General features: G+C 62.9%; 19 protein-coding genes. 10 read left to right on the forward strand and 9 right to left on the reverse strand.

Features of this window, described 5'->3' with window-relative positions:
- Window positions 1-61: 61 nt before the first annotated feature.
- Both IEW02_RS25060 and IEW02_RS05860 read left to right on the forward strand, forming a co-directional pair.
- Window positions 62-1,693, forward strand: coding sequence for a DUF8548 family protein (locus IEW02_RS25060; RefSeq protein ID WP_229745792.1), 1,632 nt, complete (start codon window positions 62-64; stop codon window positions 1,691-1,693).
- A gap of 289 nt (window positions 1,694-1,982) precedes the next feature.
- On the forward strand, window positions 1,983-2,774 hold the full coding sequence (locus IEW02_RS05860) for a DUF1942 domain-containing protein (RefSeq protein ID WP_188543695.1): 792 nt from the start codon (window positions 1,983-1,985) through the stop codon (window positions 2,772-2,774).
- 123 nt (window positions 2,775-2,897) lie between these two features.
- Here the strand turns inward: IEW02_RS05860 and IEW02_RS05865 are convergent, their stop codons facing one another.
- The gene (locus IEW02_RS05865; RefSeq protein WP_188543696.1) at window positions 2,898-3,272 is read right to left on the reverse strand and encodes a hypothetical protein; all 375 of its coding nucleotides are present in this window, start codon (window positions 3,270-3,272) and stop codon (window positions 2,898-2,900) included.
- Window positions 3,273-3,285: 13 nt separating this feature from the next.
- On the reverse strand, window positions 3,286-4,557 hold the full coding sequence (locus tag IEW02_RS05870) for a hypothetical protein (RefSeq protein ID WP_188543697.1): 1,272 nt from the start codon (window positions 4,555-4,557) through the stop codon (window positions 3,286-3,288).
- 345 nt (window positions 4,558-4,902) lie between these two features.
- Between IEW02_RS05870 and IEW02_RS05875 the strand changes: the two genes are divergently transcribed.
- From IEW02_RS05875 to IEW02_RS05885, 3 genes are all read left to right on the forward strand, one after another.
- Window positions 4,903-5,376 carry a hypothetical protein gene (locus tag IEW02_RS05875; protein ID WP_188543698.1) on the forward strand — a complete coding sequence of 158 codons (474 nt, stop codon included), beginning with the start codon at window positions 4,903-4,905 and terminating at the stop codon, window positions 5,374-5,376.
- A gap of 141 nt (window positions 5,377-5,517) precedes the next feature.
- Window positions 5,518-6,870 carry a cytochrome P450 gene (locus IEW02_RS05880; RefSeq protein ID WP_188543699.1) on the forward strand — a complete coding sequence of 451 codons (1,353 nt, stop codon included), beginning with the start codon at window positions 5,518-5,520 and terminating at the stop codon, window positions 6,868-6,870.
- Window positions 6,871-6,932: 62 nt separating this feature from the next.
- Entirely contained in the window at window positions 6,933-7,283 is a 351-nt protein-coding gene (locus IEW02_RS05885; RefSeq protein WP_188543700.1) for a hypothetical protein, read from the forward strand.
- Between the two features lie 4 nt (window positions 7,284-7,287).
- Here the strand turns inward: IEW02_RS05885 and IEW02_RS05890 are convergent, their stop codons facing one another.
- Window positions 7,288-7,806, reverse strand: a complete 519-nt coding sequence (locus IEW02_RS05890) for a hypothetical protein (protein ID WP_188543701.1) — start codon at window positions 7,804-7,806, stop codon at window positions 7,288-7,290.
- Between the two features lie 54 nt (window positions 7,807-7,860).
- Window positions 7,861-8,544, reverse strand: coding sequence for a hypothetical protein (locus tag IEW02_RS25420; RefSeq protein ID WP_308933156.1), 684 nt, complete (start codon window positions 8,542-8,544; stop codon window positions 7,861-7,863).
- 275 nt (window positions 8,545-8,819) lie between these two features.
- Here IEW02_RS25420 and IEW02_RS05900 point away from each other — a divergent pair, with 275 nt between their 5' ends.
- Window positions 8,820-10,040 carry a hypothetical protein gene (locus IEW02_RS05900; protein WP_188543702.1) on the forward strand — a complete coding sequence of 407 codons (1,221 nt, stop codon included), beginning with the start codon at window positions 8,820-8,822 and terminating at the stop codon, window positions 10,038-10,040.
- A 145-nt stretch (window positions 10,041-10,185) separates the two neighbouring features.
- On the opposite strand, the gene IEW02_RS05905 is transcribed toward IEW02_RS05900, so the two are convergent.
- Window positions 10,186-12,051, reverse strand: a complete 1,866-nt coding sequence (locus IEW02_RS05905; RefSeq protein ID WP_188543703.1) for a DEAD/DEAH box helicase family protein — start codon at window positions 12,049-12,051, stop codon at window positions 10,186-10,188.
- Window positions 12,052-12,146: 95 nt separating this feature from the next.
- Between IEW02_RS05905 and IEW02_RS05910 the strand changes: the two genes are divergently transcribed.
- Together IEW02_RS05910 and IEW02_RS05915 are read left to right on the forward strand one after the other, a co-directional pair.
- Complete coding sequence (locus tag IEW02_RS05910) at window positions 12,147-12,380, forward strand: type II toxin-antitoxin system Phd/YefM family antitoxin (RefSeq protein WP_188543704.1); 234 nt, start codon at window positions 12,147-12,149, stop codon at window positions 12,378-12,380.
- Window positions 12,377-12,781, forward strand: coding sequence for a type II toxin-antitoxin system VapC family toxin (locus IEW02_RS05915; RefSeq protein WP_188543705.1), 405 nt, complete (start codon window positions 12,377-12,379; stop codon window positions 12,779-12,781). Before IEW02_RS05910 ends, IEW02_RS05915 begins: the two co-directional genes overlap by 4 nt.
- A gap of 35 nt (window positions 12,782-12,816) precedes the next feature.
- Here IEW02_RS05915 and IEW02_RS05920 read toward each other — a convergent pair whose 3' ends face one another.
- The gene (locus IEW02_RS05920; protein WP_188543706.1) at window positions 12,817-13,713 is read right to left on the reverse strand and encodes an SDR family oxidoreductase; all 897 of its coding nucleotides are present in this window, start codon (window positions 13,711-13,713) and stop codon (window positions 12,817-12,819) included.
- An 84-nt stretch (window positions 13,714-13,797) separates the two neighbouring features.
- Here IEW02_RS05920 and IEW02_RS05925 point away from each other — a divergent pair, with 84 nt between their 5' ends.
- The gene (locus tag IEW02_RS05925) at window positions 13,798-14,364 is read left to right on the forward strand and encodes a TetR family transcriptional regulator (RefSeq protein ID WP_188543707.1); all 567 of its coding nucleotides are present in this window, start codon (window positions 13,798-13,800) and stop codon (window positions 14,362-14,364) included.
- 39 nt (window positions 14,365-14,403) lie between these two features.
- Here IEW02_RS05925 and IEW02_RS05930 read toward each other — a convergent pair whose 3' ends face one another.
- Window positions 14,404-15,285 carry a type IV toxin-antitoxin system AbiEi family antitoxin gene (locus IEW02_RS05930; protein ID WP_188543708.1) on the reverse strand — a complete coding sequence of 294 codons (882 nt, stop codon included), beginning with the start codon at window positions 15,283-15,285 and terminating at the stop codon, window positions 14,404-14,406.
- Between the two features lie 253 nt (window positions 15,286-15,538).
- A complete protein-coding gene (locus tag IEW02_RS05935; RefSeq protein ID WP_188543709.1) occupies window positions 15,539-15,814 on the reverse strand; it encodes a YrhK family protein in 276 nt (91 codons plus the stop codon).
- A gap of 137 nt (window positions 15,815-15,951) precedes the next feature.
- On the opposite strand from IEW02_RS05935, the gene IEW02_RS05940 reads away from it, so the two are divergent.
- Complete coding sequence (locus IEW02_RS05940) at window positions 15,952-16,770, forward strand: TIGR03621 family F420-dependent LLM class oxidoreductase (RefSeq protein WP_188543710.1); 819 nt, start codon at window positions 15,952-15,954, stop codon at window positions 16,768-16,770.
- Here the strand turns inward: IEW02_RS05940 and IEW02_RS05945 are convergent.
- Window positions 16,753-17,130, reverse strand: coding sequence for a GNAT family N-acetyltransferase (locus IEW02_RS05945; RefSeq protein WP_229745793.1), 378 nt, complete (start codon window positions 17,128-17,130; stop codon window positions 16,753-16,755). The two genes, IEW02_RS05940 and IEW02_RS05945, sit on opposite strands and share 18 nt — an antisense overlap.
- Window positions 17,131-17,159 lie beyond the last annotated feature (29 nt).

Genomic DNA, 17,159 nt, shown 5'->3' on the forward strand with positions numbered 1-17,159 from the left:
CGTCGCAGTGTCGGTGGTATCCCGACCAATCGACGTCACGACTCGTCTCGAACCACTTGGTATGGAATCCGAACACAAGAGCTTCTTCGTACTGTGGAACGGCAGCGAAGATGGGTTGGCGGACGAGGCCCGCGACCTATGGATCGAGACCACCGCACGTGGCGATCTGTATCCGGACGATTGGAGCTTCGGCCAGGGGTTCGGTGACCCTCGTTCGGGTGACACCGTCTACCTCCTGCAAACGGGCAAAGTGAAGGGTGTCATTGCGAGTGGCACCCTGACGTCGGACGGGACATGGTCCGGTGGGCATTGGTCTGGATCCGGGACTGCTCATTACGTGTCTGTTGACTGGGACGTCATGCTCGACGACGAACAACGGCTGCCTACCGAAGTGCTGGTCGAGGGACTCCCTGAGTTCAAGTTCCCGGTCTATGGATCTGGACGGAGGATCCATGAGCCGTCGGCGTCGGCCCTTGCCACCATGTGGGACGAACACCTTGCAGACCTCGCTGAAGCCCGCGGCAACCCCTGGCTCGGCGGTCGCTCGTTCGGGTCCAACCGGTCGTCGGGCCCGATCCCGTTACAGCGCAACCATGTACGGACGTACAACGTCGGCGGATTCGCTTCCTACGAGGCCGTGCGTGAGGAAGCCGCGTTGGTCGACGAGTTCGTCGAGCAGCTCAGAGCCGACGGATCCGACGTGACCGGCTACCGCATGCAACCGACTACTGGCTCCCGACCTCTCTTCGCGGACGCATTCGATAAAACGCGCAACGTGCTCTACGAGGCGAAGGCCTCGGCGTCTCGTGAAGCAGTGAGGATGGCCCTGGGCCAGTTGCTCGACTACAGGCGATGGTTCAAGACCGAGCCGGCGCTGGCCATTTTGCTTCCGGAACCCCCGGCGCTCGACCTCGTTGAACTGATGGCCCAGCACAGCATCAGCTGCGTCGCCAAGAACCTCGACGGTACGTTCAGCGAGGTCTCGCCCACTCCGGTCTCCGATGCAGACGCGCTCCTGGTGGCGTGCCGCAGGTTGGGAGACCCGGACCTCTGGATTCGACCGGATCGGTATCCAAACAGTCTGGCATTGACGATAATTGACTCAATCCAGTCGACGGGGTCCCACTATTCGAGCGTGCTCAACGTCGTGAAGCGCTATCGGTCCGAGCGCGGCGATCTGGCGAATACCGACGGCACGAGCGAACTACTTGCGTCGTTCGAGCGGCACGGAGGCGCCGACGGGTGGGCCTCCGAGGTCGGCAATCGAAAGCCGGCATCCACCCGGCAGGGGGCATCTCTAAAGGCGGCTGTCATCGAGCGTGTCGCGACGGCATTACACGATAGCGGAGTGCGGACAGCCCAAGACCTTCGTGAGGTGGGTGCGCTGGATCCTACAAACAATAATCGCAGAGCTGCAATCAAGAAGCTCTGGACCTCGGTCGAAGCTCAATCATCTGGCATCACTTGGGAATACGCGCTGACTTTGGTCGGGGTACCGGGAGTAAAGGCCGACAGAATGGTCATTCGGTTCGTCGCGGAGGCGACCGGGCGGAACGACCTCACCCCTGAATCAACCGCCCGACTCGTGCGGGAAGCGGCGGAGCGGATGGGAGTCAACCCGACGGATCTCGACCACGTGATCTGGAGGTCGGCGTCGGGTCGGCGGGTGCAGGTGGACCAGACGCCTGCGTGAGGGCGCTCATGTCGATAAGCGTGGCGGTGATCGTCGACCCACACACCCTTGACGAACCCGCCGGTTGGCCTCGACCCAGCCCTTTCGTGATCAGAACGCTGCTCGCGTACCCCCGATCTTGTGGTGAGATCGACATGTGGACCACGGCGAGCGAACAAAGAGCAAGAGCACGGCAGCGTGGATGCTGGCCCCGACGTTGGTCGCGTTCGCGTTAGCCGGATGTGGGACGACCGACGGAAATCCGACCGCCGCCGTGGCGACGGTCGCTCCATCCACCGAACAAGCACCGGTGACCGAGCAATCAGTTCCCATCGGCGGGACGCAGGAAGTTGTCGACGGGAGAGTGACCACCCGCGTCACCGTCGACAGCTTGGTTCCCGCTCGGGCGTCGCAGTACGGATTGTCTACATCCGGTCAGCTGCAGCAGGTCACGGTGATTCTCGAAGGCGTCGCGGGCACAACGAATGTCAACCCTCTGTATTTCAGCGCTAGGGCCGCCGACGGCACGTCCTACGACCCCGAACTGGGTGCAGTTGATGGGCAACTAACCACGGGCACCGTGACCGCTGGCGATCTGCTGAAGGGTGTCGTCGCGTTCGACGTGACGGGCCCACCAATTGCCTCCATTCGCTACAACGATGCCCTGGGTGACGAATTGGCAAAATGGACCGGGCGATCCGATGGCGTTCTCGCCCCTTCAGCCCCGACCACTACGGTGCCGAGTGCACCACCTGCCGTGCAGGCGACGGGCGATCTGGGGATAGCGTCCACCCCGATTTCGGTCCCCGCATGTGACGGCACGGGCATCGTCGTGCTCTATTCGGCGGTTGACCCGAATTCGTATGAGCAGGAAGTCGCTGCGCAGCTCCAGGCAAATCCGGGCGCTCAGTACCTACGTACCGACAATTCATGCCCGTCACTCCGACAAGCCACCGCGGAGGGGAACGCGATCTACGCCGTATACCAAGCGGTCGGCCCGTCCGAGTCTCAGGTGTGCGCCGCAGTGACGTCGGCCGGGGGTGGGGCGTATGGAAAGTGGCTCGACACGACAACGGATCCCAGCTACATCATTCCGTGCTGAGCTGGTGTCTGAACGAATGCGTTGAGTTCCACAGAAACCGAATATCGCGCAACAGTTCGCATGCGATGCAGTGACCCTTGAATTGTTCTGCAGGGTACGAGGCGCTAAGGCTTGTCCTGCTTGCTAAAAAATCGTCAGCTGTGGTTCGACTTCCGTGTGGACCACGACCTCGCCCCAGTCACCGACCAGTCGATAGCTGTTCCTTGATTGTGCGAACGTGTCGATGTTGCCAAGGTCGTCGAGCCCGTCGGCGTCGGTCGAGCGCACCGTGCTCCTGCGGATCCACTCGACCCCCGACGGGCTCAGGAAATTTAAACTGGCTGCGGCATAACAATATTGCTCACCACGCCGTGGTGGACGATACGCCGGGTGTGATGGCGTGAGGACGGCATCGAGATCGAACACGAGGTTGCCATCGCCCTCGCGGATCGCGGTGACGTAGCTGTCTTCGAGATACACCCCGGCCAGTCCGGGCAAACTCGTGTAGTCGGTCGTCATGGCATATCCCACTCTATCGGTGTGTGGTTGTCGGGGCTCCGGCGTGAGACGGGATTCCCGAACGGGTCGGTTCGTTGACCGAGGCGTCGCGAATCTCGACATGCGGGTCGGCGCTGCCCGGTGCTCGATCGGAGCCGCGTTTGATCGTCACTCGGACCACGCCGTTCTCGTCCACGAATTTGATGGGGTCGCCAGGGGATTGCATTCGCGTCCAACCTTCCCCGCGGGCAAGGTTCTCCAGCTCGGATGCCCTCGGTGCAACGCCGTTCTCGAACAACTCGGACAGTTGCCGACGCGGTGCTGTCGGGCGAATTCGGTCGACGACGTTGCGTCCGAGGGATTTCAATCGCTCCAGAGTGAGCCTGAGACTACGAAGATCGTCCGTGACTTTGACGCCTCGCTCGATGGTCTTCGCGGCTCGCCACGCCGCGACGGCCTCGGCGACAATGCGGGCAAACTTGGTAATCGTGTGTGCAGACTGGGCTGCGCCTACAGCAGCCGCGGCGCCGAACGTGATGAAGGAGGCGGCCACCGTGATGGCGGCTGTGACACCGAGTTCAACGGCAAGGTCGTTCAAGATACGGCTCATAGCGCCGCGAAACTCTTCGACGTTTCGTCGGTACTCGCCGCACGAGTCCGCCAACTCAGTGCTGGCCATGCGGATCGCGTCGACGCTCGTGGCAAGTTCTTCCAGGTCGTCCAAGATGAGGTCGACTTCAGGCGAAATGGTGTCGCCGAACGAACTGACAGCGGCGATCAGGTCGGCAGTGGCGTCACATAGTTCGGAACTGTCACCTACCTGGAGCCAGGCCTCTGCGGCATTCGCGAGCTTGTTCGTGTCCGAGTCGGGGACGGCCTCGCCAATCTGGGCGACGAGCCCCAGCGTTCCGTCGACAAGCCCGTTGCCGGGACCGCCCGCCGACGGCGGCAGGGGCGAGTCGCACCCAGGAGTCGGCGCTGGGTCGGGCACCATTGACAGCTGAGTAGAGTTGCCCAGCGTCGAATCTGACTCGGCTGCAGCATGATTGAATCCGGCGGTTCTGAGAAGGCCGGCGTAGTTCTCGAGTGCCTTGACGACGTCTTTCGCGGTGGCCGTGATTCCGATTGCGCGTTGGTCGTAGGACGCGGCCCACGCTGCCTCGCCGTCGTCGGAACCCGCCATTCCGCCGCAAACGACAAGGTTTCTGCTCACGGAACCGAAAACTGTGAAGACTGCGACGGCCGCGTCGTTGCAGCTGCTGGCGGCGTCATAGTAGGTCTGAGGGTCGACGTCGAGCTCCGTCACGACACCCACCTGTCGGCATACCTATGCATGTGCTGCCTCCTCACCAACTTGGACGCGTGAAGGCACGGGGCGGTTCCCGTCGATTCCTGCCGGTCAGGTGGGTGACTGGGCTGGGGTTCGTAACAGCCGTCGAGCAGTCGTCGATGTGACCTGCAACAGTCGATCTAGGTACGGAGGCAGCAAGTGCACGTCCTTCGCCGCGTTGCCCCGAAGTTACTGCTCGTTCCGGCGGTCCTCATGCTGGTTGTTGGCTGCGGCGACCGATCCGACACAGTAAGCGCCAGTGCGACGTCCACGACGACTGCACCGGCCACTTCGACAACCACCACAACTACGCAGCTGCCAGTGACGACCACCGAATTGCCGCCTGCTCCCGTCGCGGTCGAACCTGAAATCGATTGCAGCCAGCCAATGGCCGCGCCGACGGACCAGTTCGGTGCGCCCATGTCGAACGGGACGGGTGCCTGCGCCACCGTCGTCGCGTGCGCCGATATCAGCGAGAACTACGAATTCGGGACAACGCATATGTCCGACGGCACGCTGATGTACACGGCTGACTGCAACGACTACAACCAGCAACAGAAGGCCGACCAGCAGGCCCAAGCGCCGGTCGATCCAGGTACCACGGCCGACCGGGGCTACACGTGCACGGACGCGGGATGCGTGTATCCGGACGGGTCATTCGTGCCGGGGTATCAACGCTGCGGCGTGGCGTGTGGCGAGCCCCCGACGTCGGGTGACGTTCAGGGTGGTTGGGTCGACTGCCTGAACACCGGGGCGACGATCGAGGAGTGTCGGGAGAACGGGCCGACGGGGTAGACGCCGTTGAGGCGTATTCCACGCCTGTGTATGCGTCGACATTGGACGGCCACGAATGGCAGGACCAATTGCCGGAAAGGGATTACGATCCCCTCGAAGCCGCGACGCGGCAGCGTCGGCCGTCCGAGGAGCAGTGGTGGCGTGACTTCGGTGTTCGCACAGCGCGCCAGCTACCAACGGCAAGGCATCCGTTTCCTGGGCGGCCCGCTGCCATTGTTGTCGGAACGGAAGGTGTCTGGAGCCTTCGACCAGAAACTGGCCCGCGACCATCTGTTCCTCGGCGACGGTCGTTCGGACTTCGTCGGCACCTGGCGCGGCAGCCGGGTGCAGCTGTACGCGGTCTCGCGCCGGGCCATCGACGCGATCGTGAATCCGAAGATTTCGGGACCGCACATCGACCGCGACACGGCGGCGCGCTACTCGTTCGGTCAGTTGAGTCCGGAGGCGATCACCTTCGCACCGGCGAGCCAGCCGCAGTTTCGAGAGCGCAAGAGGAACCTGATCGTCGCGACCAGTGCCGGCTATGCCGCGGCACCCACGTTGCACGCCATTGATCGACAGTTTGCCGCTACCCGCGGACTGGCCACCCTCGACGTGCGTCCCTCCGTCACCGTCTGCGTGCGTGATGCTGTGGCAGAGGCGATCTGGGGTGACGCGGCCTCTGCGCCTGTCAGATACATCGACAGCGAAGGCTGCGAACAGACACTGCCGTTCGCCGAGGCAATGTACGACAACTTTCTCAGGCTGAGGAAGTACGCGAACACGTACGCGATGCGAGTCGAGCCGAGACTGCAGCGGTTCGCCGTCACTCGGGAGCAGCGCTGGATGCGGTCCAACACGCGCCTCCTGCAGCAGCACATGTCGATGGTGCGTCCCGACAACACCATTGCCGGCCACATCAGGCGGCTGCATGGGATTTCGGGTTTCTCGCCAGACGTCGTCCGGGACGACACCGCGACATCGTTCATCGCCGCGGTCGACACCACGCGCACCGCCATTCTCGCAACCCTGAAACATCTGCTCGACCCGGCGAATGTGAGCTGGAAGGAGCAGGTCGCGGCGGTGAGTCCCGAGTCTGTCGGCGACTCCATGGTCATGCGTGCCTGCGTCCTGGAGGCGATGCGCGTCGACACCCCGGGGTCCGTGTTCAACGGGCGGGTGACCGAAGACTTCACCGTGACACTCGGGAACTCACGGTTCGACCTTCACCGAAACACGCTCGTGATGCCGAACATTCATGCGCTTCATGCTTCGTACGGACCGACCTTCGACCCCGGCCGTCTGCTGAGGGCGCACGCATCGGAGTTGGTGATTCCGTTCGGGAAGGGGCCGCGGTCGTGCCCCGGAAAGTCGTTCGCGACGTCGATGATCGCGATCTACGTCAACGCCTTCCTACGTGCGTACCCGAACGCACAGTTGGATCAGTCGCAGCCGGACAACGGGTTTCCCATCCACACCTCGTCGGAACACGGTCTCTACGTTTCTTTGCACTAGTCTTCCAGCGCGCCGGACGCCTACTGTGTGAACGCGACAGCGTGGCGACCATAGGAGAACTCATGGATTTCGGACAGGTCTTCCGCACCGCGGCGAACGGGGCTAACAAGGTCATGCTCCCGCTTCTCCGGAACAGTCCGCTGGCGGGTGTGCTCAACAAATCGATGGCCGAGGTCACCTATACAGGCCGCAAGTCGGGCAAGCAGATCACACTGGTCGTCAGCTACAAGCGATCCGGAGACACCGTGCGCATCGCAGTCGTTGCTCCGGACGCGAAGAGCTGGTGGCGCAACTTCCTCGGCGACGGCGCACCGATGACGTTGATGTTCGACGGAAAGCCGCACGAAGCCCACGCGATCGCGACGCGCAGCGACAAGGGTGCAGTTCGGGTCGAGGCGAAGCTGCTGACGTAGATCGTCAGGCGGGACCCAAGCGGACGGAGTCGTCGACAAGCAGTCTGCCTTGCACGTCGACCAGTGTCAGCGAACGATTCTCGGTATCGACGCGTCCGCCCTTGGTGACGTATCTGAGGCGGGCGACGACCGTCGACGCATCCCGCGGCGTCACGGACAAAACCTCGACCGACCGAATCGTCGACCAGAACTGCTCGAAGTTCGCCTTGCCCGTCTTGTTCGCATACCGCTGGTCGAACGTTGCCCAGGCCTGCTCGGTGGACCCGGGCAGAAAGCCGTAGAGATTGCGAACCACCTGCTCCGGTGACGGCATCGGCGGGGGAGGAGACGTGGTGGTGGTGACGGTGGTGGTGGTCGTCGTGGTCGTCGGCGGTGCTGTTGTGACCGATGTCTGCGGCGCAGCGATCGGGGCCGCGGTATCGCGATGCGTCACCACGAATGCGAGCGCACCCACCAGGACCGCCACAACACCGAGAGCAACCAGCAACAACACCTGAGCTCGGGTGGGGCGGAAACCGTCCATACCCAGAGCCTATTACCCGGTCAAGTTTCCGGCGGTCGTCCGGTTTTATTAGACCTACGTCGTGCGTGGCAACTCGTCCGCGAACTCGAACGAACACCCGAGCTGATCCAGGGCGTCCTCCCCGCCGTTGTCCCGCAGCCACGCGGCGCACGCACTGGCTACCAAGTGTCGGTCCCGGCTGAAGAGGTAGCCGTCGGTGCAGTCGTCGAACAGCCCGTCGTGATGCCACAGATCGAGGTCGAGGCCGGCGACGGAATGGTCGACGAAGCGCAGCTGTCGCAGAATCCGACGTGAGCGGCGCACCAGGAACACACCATCCTCGAGCACGTGAATCTGCGCGTTGACGAGTTCGAAGTCCTCGATCTCCTCGTCGGGGATGTCGGTGTTGGGTCCGAGGTCGATGATCATGCCGGGTCGCGAGTCGGTCATGGACTCGACCAGCCAGGCGGCCAATCCGTCCCACGGTTCCACCGGAAGTATTTGTCCGCCAGCTGTTTCGAAGCCGTCGAGGAGTGCGGCGGCTTCGATGGTCGCGGTCCACGCGGTGCGCGTCGCCAGTTCGATGTAGCGGAAATCGGCGTCGTTCTGCACAAATGGGGAGGAGTCCGCGGTCCCGTCGATGTGGTTGTAGTGGATGGACCAGCCGGTGAGGTCGGCGTGCGGGTCCGTGATCACGACGTACCAGGTGCACAGGTCGTCGAACGCGAACTGCCAGGACGGTATGGCGTGAGGTTCCATGGTCCTGTTCTACCGTCACACCAGAGGCCGGGCGCAGGGAGCCTGCGATGGAAGCCTCGCCGGTGGCGGGGGCGGGATCTTTGGTTCGTGCGCATCGCAGAACGTGGCGATAGGTGGAGAACGCCCGGTGCCTGCCTTTCGAGAGCCGACTGTCTATTCGATAGCCCTGCAGGGCTATCGAGTTTGGAATTGGCTCTCGAAGAGGGGAGCCGGGGACCTCGGTGCGCTCTAGGAGTGTCAGAACGCCGTAAGTCATCAAATGGTACAAATAGTCTATGGATGACTACGACCCGGCGTTTGAGGATGAATGGAGTGAGGGGTATGACCGCCCTCCGGGCGAGTACACACCACCTGTCGGGGTCATGCGGGTAAACGGATCAACTTCGTTGCACAACGTGATTGGGTTCAGCAACCAGGACTTCTTGGGTTCGTTGCCCCTCGGGACCTCAATCGACGTGGAATGGGTACCTGAGCCGGGAAACCCGGCAGACGCAAACGCAGTCGCGCTTGATATTCAGGGTGTTCGTGTTGGTTATCTCCGCGCAGGGATGGCCCGTGATATGCATAGTCAAGTAGTGGAGGCAAACCGCCAAGGTTTTCGGGTAATATCTTCAGGTCGGCTATACCGAGAACAAAATGACTATATTTTCGGCGGCTCTGACATGCCGGGAGATTCCGATGTCGATCTCGACGAGTCGTCCTATTCTGCGCTAATTCTTGACCTTCAGGGCAGTTGGCCTGAGCACTTATCGGCATGGCTCTCGCTGTCCGATGAAGTTCGCGGCTCTGAGTACTTCGAGACAGAATGGTACGTACTCGACTACCAGTCTAAATATCAGGACGAGCTGTCGGCGCTGTTAGGAGACGCTGACTTCGTAGTTCTTTCAGGCGATCTAAGCCTCGGAACAACTGTCAGGGGAATGTCGGTCGATGTCTATACAGGTGGAATTTATGTCGGTTCTATTTGGCCTCGGAAGCGTTACGGCAACGAAAGGCTAATAGCGTCCGTCCGTTCGGGATCTGCTGTCGGACTAGTTCATGTGAAGCGCTGGAGCGACAACGTGGCCGCACAGGTCAGCGTGTCTAGCGAGTCCGACCGGGGATTCCTCTGGCTCGATCAGCGACTGCGTGCACTTGAAGAGCAGAGGAGATCGTGGGACAGGTATGAGGAGGCAAATAAATTCAAGGGTGAATCTTTTGATGTCTGGGGGCTGCGCATCCTTGAGCTAAAGAATTCCGGACATTACGCTGAGGCTTTGCAGATGCTGATTCCAGTGATGAACGCGGAATTTCAAGCCAACGAGATTATAGATCGAGATACGTCCAGCGAGTTCACGATGCAAGCGGCGATAATGTATCGGAAGTTAAAGGACTATGACAACGAAGTGCGAGTCTTGGAGAGGTTTTTCGAATCGCGTCGAGACTGGGATGGACCTGTTGCGCTGGTCAAGCGGTATAAGCGTGCGTGTACTCTCGCGCGGTCTCGTAAGACCTGATCTGGCTCGAATTCGCTTAGTCCCCGAGGCGAGCTCAGAGGCAGTGCCCGCATTTCAGCGAACCGAATAGGTGTCGGACCACGCGTGACACCCATTTGGGACGAGTCTTGCGATTTCTAAACACCGCATCGGTTCCATGCGCTGCTCACGCCTCAGTCGCCCTCCCCGCCAAGAACTCCTCCGGGTCAATCAAATCCTTCTGTCCCACAATCGAACCCAGGTCCGCGATCCGCTCCACCCCCGTGAGCACCATCTCCTCCTCGACCGTCCCCTCGGCGTACCCGTAGTAGCAGGTCGAGCTGGTGTGATTGTGGTCCTTGTCGATCCGGTTGGCCCGACCCTCGATCTGCCGGATGTCGATCGGCGTCCACCGTGGGTCGTGGATCAGGGTGACACGCGGCGCCAGGGTCGAGGTCGTGCCTTCCGGCAGCAGTAACTCGTTGGTGTGCAGGTTGATCGCGCTCGTGGTGGTGGAGACGATCACCGTCGCGTCGCCCGTCTGGAACCGTCGGATCTCGGCTTCCTGCTCCGGACTGCTCATGCTTCCGTCGACCACTGCCACGGCGAGGCCGTCGTCGCGCAGGGTCTGGGCGAGAGCGGCGACGGACTCGCGGTAGAACATCGACACGAACACCTGATTGGTGGCCTTGACCCACGCCCGCACCTGATCGGCCGAGGCCTCGATGCGCAGGTACGAGCACTTCTGCCGGAAGCGCAGCGTGGCGGACCGCAGACTCGGATTCTTCTGCAGCACCCGGTTCTTGTAGACCGGCAGGCCGACTTCCTTGCGGTAGTCGAGCCACGCGGAGTTGTACAGCCGCTTCTGCGCCGCGGTCAGCTCCTGGCCGAGCGGCTCGCGCGGGGTCGGCGGTGAGGGACGCGAAATCGACCACGGCACACCACCTCCTGACAGCCATCCGTGTACTGCTGCGATGTCGCGGGCTCGTTCGGCGGCGTCAGGCTGCCACCGCCACGTCTTGAGACCCGATGTCGCGGCGCCGGCCTTGATCGCAAAGCCGGACTTTTCCAGGAAGTGTGCCCACTTGACCGTGAGGGCGTAGCCGAGGGAGTCGTCGTCGCCGATGATCTCGGTACCGCGGGACTGCTCGATCGCCCGCGCCATGTACGCGAAGTGCAGCGGCTGATAGCCCGGTGTCGCCGACATCCACACCACCGCCCGCGCCGCCTCCTGATAGCGCCACAGGATTTGCGACTGCTGGGATTCGATGTTCATCAGCGCGTGGCACTCGTCGGCGATGACCACGTCGATGTCGAAGCGCAGCTCACCGAGTGTGATGGTCCGCTTGTTCTGCGTCCGTTTGCGTTTGCCCAGATCGGTGTCCTCGGGAACGGTCAGCAGCTTCTTCGTCGACTGGTAGGTGACGAGGAGCCAGCGCTTGCGATCCGGCGGTTCGATGTCCGCCTCGCTGTCGGCGATAGTTCGGCGCCATCCCGGCAGCGCACCCTTCGGGGCCACCACCAGCACGGTCCCGATCTCGGCAGCGGCCATCTGCCGCACCGCCTCACAGACGGCGAGGGTCTTGCCTAGGCCCGTCGAATCCATCTGCGCGAAATAGGGGAAGCCGTTGTCCAGGGCAGCGAGGTGGCGTCGAACGGATTCGAGTTGGGTCTCGCGCGGCTGCATCGACCGCTCTCTCGTTTCTTCGTCGCGCCACGTCTCGTTCGCGTCGTCCTCGAGCCAGCGCTGCAGGCTATAGGGCATCGACTCGTAGGGCTGCAGATACTCCGGCAGTTCGGTTCCGTAGTACGCGAACACTCGCGGGCCGGGGTACCAGCGCGCCCCGGCCGCGCCGGCCGCCGACCGGTCTTCGAACGGGACGTCGAGCACCCACACGCGCTCGCCGGGGTCGGGAACGCGGAGGTCGGGGGCAGCGGTCTTGGTGGTTCTACGCGGTGCCCGCTTCTTCGTGGCGCCCTTGAACTTGCGGGCAGCGCTGCTCTGACCGGCTCGGACGGTGCGGGTGGTGGGCGTTCGTTTACGCGGAGGCATCGGGGATGAACTTACCGAGGTCCGTTCCCGTGTTCGCCAACCCTCCGATTCAACATGACTATGCGGACTAGTCTGACTAGTCTTATTATTGACTGATGAAGTCGGTAACCAGTACTGAAGCCAAGGCCAAGCTCAATGCCCTCCTGGCACAGGTTGAGAAGACTGGTGTTCCGGTGACCATCACGACCCACGGCCGGGCGGTGGCAGTGCTGTCGCCGATAACACGGCGACCTCGAACCTTCGGCCAGCTCAGGTCGCTACAGATACCGGATTGGTTCGACGAGCCGCTGTCAGAAATCGAGCTGTCGGCGTGGGAGGGTCAGGAGTGACGGCGGTTCTGCTCGATACGAGCGCCCTCCTGTGGCTGGTGGCGGAACCAGAGCGCGTTCGGCCGTCGGTCTTGGATCTGTTGGAGGACCCTGACACCGAACTTGCCGTTTCCGCGATATCGGCATGGGAGATCGCCATCAAGAGCAGGAACGGCCGCGTGAACGCTGGACCACTGCTCCAAGGATGGGACGAACTTCTTGCGAGCATGAATGTCACCGACCTTGCCATCGATTCCGCCGATTCGATTGCGGCAGGCGGAATGACATGGAATCACAAGGATCCATTCGACAGGATGATTGTCGCTCAGGCCGCGCGCAGAGGACTTACCGTGGCGACCAGCGACCGAATCATCATCGAGGCTGAGCTCACGCCAGTGCTCGATACTCGACGGTCTGGATAGCAGATGTCGAGAGCCGCTGTAGTCGAGTCTCTTCGTCACTCCCGGAAGTAGGACCCGCTCGCCAAGTCGTCGAGCAATGCCGGCCCGGATGGATTCCAGCCCAACATCTTCTGGGTGATGGTGCTGGACGAGGACAGGTCCATCGCGAAGAAACTGCCGATGAATCCGAAGTGTTCCTGCGCCTGCTCGGACGGAATCGATGCGGTGGGCAAGCCCAGACCGCGGCCGATGGCATCCGCGATGTCCTTGGTCGGCACGCTCTCTTCGCCGACGGCATGCAACCGCGCACCCGCGGGTGCCGTCTCGAGCCCCAGTCGAATCATCGTCGCGGCGTCGGAGCGGTGCACGGCCGCCCAGCCGGTGGATCCGTCACCGACGTAGCCGGACACGCCCTTCGCTCGCGCCGCGGCCACGATGTACGCAATGAAGCCGTGGTCGCCGTCGCCGTGGGTGGTCGGCGAGAACCGTAAGGCAATCGATTTCACGCCCTTCTCCACGTAGTCGAACGCAAGGTTCTCCGCACCGCCGCGAGGTGCGTCGGGTCCGCTGAACGGCGACGGGTCGTCCTCTGTGCTCGGCCGCCCCTGCGCCAGTCCCGCGACACCGGACGCGAAGAGGAACGGTCGGTCCGAGCCGGCCAGCACGTCGCAGATCGTCTGTACCGCAGCGCGTTCGGCGCGATTGGACTCCGCCGGGTTCGCCCAGTCGTGCTTGTTCGCGAGGTGGATCACCGCGTCGGCACCGGTCGATCCCATACGCAAGCTGTCGAGGTCATCGAGATCACCACGAATCACGCTGGCGCCTTTGGCTTTCAAGGTCTCGGCGGAGGCGTCGGATCGGGCGAGCCCGGTGACGTCGTAGCCGGCGGCCAGCAAGGTGTCGACGGTGGCCGAGCCGATCCAGCCCGATGCTCCGGTGACGAAAACGCTCATGGTGGGTGCTCCTCGGTAGTCATGTCAGTGTCTGACATCAAGGTACGCCTGACGACAGCGTCTGTCATCACTAAGATGGTGAGCATGGTCCGATGGAAGCCCGGCGCAGCCGATCGCCTACGCAGCGCTGCCCTGGAGCTGTTCCACGAGCGGGGGTTCGAGCAGACGACGGCCGCCGACATCGCCGAGGCTGCCGGCGTCACCGAGCGCACGTTTTTCCGTCACTACTCCGACAAACGCGAAGTGCTGTTCGGCGGGCAGGACTCGCTGCGGCAGTTGTTCGTCGACGGAGTGGCTGGGGCGCCGGCGGAGTGGTCGGCTGCCGCGATCGTGGAGCACGTGGTCCAGTCGATCGAGTCCTACTTCGACGCAGACCATCGGTCGAGTTCGCGCGTGCGCCAGGCCGTCATCGACGCGAATCCTGGCCTGCAGGAGCGCGAACTGCTGAAGATGGCCTCGCTGGCCAGGGCGACCGCAGTAGCGTTTGGTGAGCGCGGCGTTCCCGAGCCGCAGGCAACCCTCGCAGCGGAGTCCGGAGTGACAGTGTTCGGAGTTGCATACCGGCAGTGGATCGCCGACGAGGAAGAGAGCTCGTTCGCCGCCATCGTTGGTGAGGTCTTCGGCGAATTGCGGGCGGTGACGAAGGGGTAGTTTTCGAGAGCCTCCCGTCGGATCGAGAGCCCTGCAGGGCTATCGAATGTACGAACGGCTCTCGAGTAGAGCGAAGCCGTCGCGCAGTATGCGGCGCAACCGCTCCGGATGTGTCAGGTCCGACCACACCCAGCGCACCACGTGCAGACCGAGTGCCCTCAGGCGATCTTCCCGAAGCTTCTCCTTCACTAGGGAGCTGCGATTGCCGTACTTGCTCAACCCGTCGAACTCGCCGACCATGTCCTCCCAGTCGAAGTCCGTCCGGCCGATGGCACCACGCCGGTCCATGAAAGCATGCTGTAGTCGCGGAGCGGGTACCTCGGGCCATCGCGTCATCAGCGCCCGACTCCACGATTCGCCGATGCTCTCGGTCAGCGGACTCGCGAAATCGACTGCACGCCTGACCATTGCGAGACCGTGACGTCGGCCCAGTCTCTCGAGCGGTTCGACGAAGTCCGCACCCAGGCGCAGCGCCGACTCCACCGCGCACACTGCTTGATCGAACGTTCCCCGGCATGCGATGTCGAGCGCCGTCCGCGCCGGCGTCGTCACCGGAATGGAATCCACGACCGTGCAATCCTCTGGGGCCAGGGGGAACCGATAGAACTTGCGCCGCGAGGACGTCGTTCCGCCTCCGCGCCCGTCTGCGCTTTCGTGAATGCGCGAACGGTCGGGCCGCAGCAATGCGAGACCGTGCAACGCCGCGGCTGACTCGTGGCTCAGCACACCGCTGATGCCTGCGTCGGCGAAGGCGCGCACCGTGACCGCGTACTGCTCGTGCGCCGCCAACGCGTCCCAGTCGCTGCGGATGACCGTGCAGCCGCGCAGGATCGAGGCGCGTTCGCCTCGCATGCGGGCGGTCCGAAGCTGCTGATCGGTGATCCCGGCAGCGAGCGCAGCGCGACGTGTGAGGTAGTCCACGAGATGGAGTGTGCAGGCAGCGGCTTGTCCGCTCGGCTCGCTGTGTCCAGTTATCCACAGGCGATCAGGCCGTTTCGAGATCGCTCTGCGAGTTGGAGAGCCCTGCAGGGCTATCGAATGTACGAACGGCTCTCGAAAAGCTTTGCCATGCGAATGCGGTGGACGAGCGGGATGACGTACTCACCGCACTCGACGCGTTCGCGGAGAGGTGCGTCGGGCTGCGCAGTGAGATTCGCGGAGCCCGAGACGGGCCTCAGTAGTCGCCCGACGACTGACCGGTGACCCCACTACCGATCCGAGTGAGGTGTACCCGGCGGGAGAGCCTGATGACCGGCCGAAGCATCAGCTCGATGCTGCCGATGAGAAACATCCGCGTTCCAGCGGTGGTGGTCGACTCGCTGAAGAACAAGATGCTGCCGATGATGAACCACACGGCGACGAGGATGTCGTTGCAGATGCTGACCACCTCCCACCGTTGCCGGATCACCAGTTCTTCTCGGCCGATGGTGAAGGTGAGGGGGTTACTCATGCACGATTCCTCCGGTTATGGGCGAGCAGGGACGGTTCGAGCCGATTGTCCATCGCTGACTGCTCACAAACCTCCGAGGGCTGGTAGCAGGGAAAGTCGGTGGACGACCGGCTCGAACTCGGGCACAGTGTCGATCTATGCGTGACTTCAGGTTCGGGGTAAATCTGCTGGGCGTCGAGGGTGACTTCCGCGACCAGGTACGAGCGGTCGAGGCGTCCGGCGCCGACGTGCTGCTCGTTCCGGATCATCTCGGGCTGATCGCGCCGTTCCCCGCCCTCGTCGCGGCCGGTCAAGTGGCGCAACGCATTCAGCTGGGAACCTTCGTGCTCAACGCCGGGTTCTATTCGCCCGCATTGCTCGAACGTGACGCCGGCACCACGAATCGGCTCACGGGAGGCAGGCTGGAGCTCGGGTTGGGGGCGGGCTACGTCGCCGACGAATTCGAGGCGGCAGGCATCGCGTTCCCGTCGGCGGGAAAGCGGGTCGCACATCTGACGGACGTCGTGCAGCACGTGAAGACGAACGCGCCCGACCTGCCGATCATGGTGGCAGGCGTCGGCAACAAAGTGCTGACCCTGGCTGCGCAACACGCAGATATCGTGGCGTTCTCCAACATCCCGAATATCGACACGCTCGCGGAACGCGTGGAATTCGTGAAAGAGGCTGCGGGAGAGCGCATCGATGATCTCGAGCTCAACCTGATCATCTTCGAGCTCGCCATCGATCGTGAGCCGAACCTGAGCACACTGCGTCAGATGCAGCCGGACGCAACGGACGAGCAACTCATGGAATCGATGAACATGATTTCTGGGCCACTCGACGACGTCGTCGCCACACTGACGATGCTTCGGGAACGGTTCGGCGTCACGTATTTCACGGTGATCGAGCCGGATGAGACGGCACTGGCCGACCTGGCCCGCCTCATCACTGCTCTGCGCTCAGAGAGCACCAGCTGAGCCGACGGAATCCTGCACGGCAGCTTCGTACACGATCTCCAACCCATCCTCCTCGTCCCACTGCTCGCCCACCTCGACGAACCCGAAGGTCGCGATCAGGGCGAGCGAGGGCGTGTTGTCGGGGCTGATGGTGGCGCGCACGGTGTGCACGTCCGGGTGGCGCTGCCCGACGCTCAGCAGCGTCTCCACGGACCGTCGTGCGTATCCGCGCCGACGAAATTCGGGATCCACTCGGTACCCGATTTCCACCATGCCCGCCTCGTCGGGAGCGCCGTGGAAGCCGGCCACGCCAACCGGCAGAGCTACCTCGGGGTCGACGATCAACCGCGTGACCCATGCGGCGTCGGCTGGAGTGTGCATGATCTGCCTGCTCCTCAACCGCCAAAGAC

It is taken from the genome of Rhodococcoides trifolii (assembly GCF_014635345.1).
In the GTDB taxonomy this organism is placed as follows: Bacteria; Actinomycetota; Actinomycetes; order Mycobacteriales; family Mycobacteriaceae; genus Rhodococcoides; species Rhodococcoides trifolii.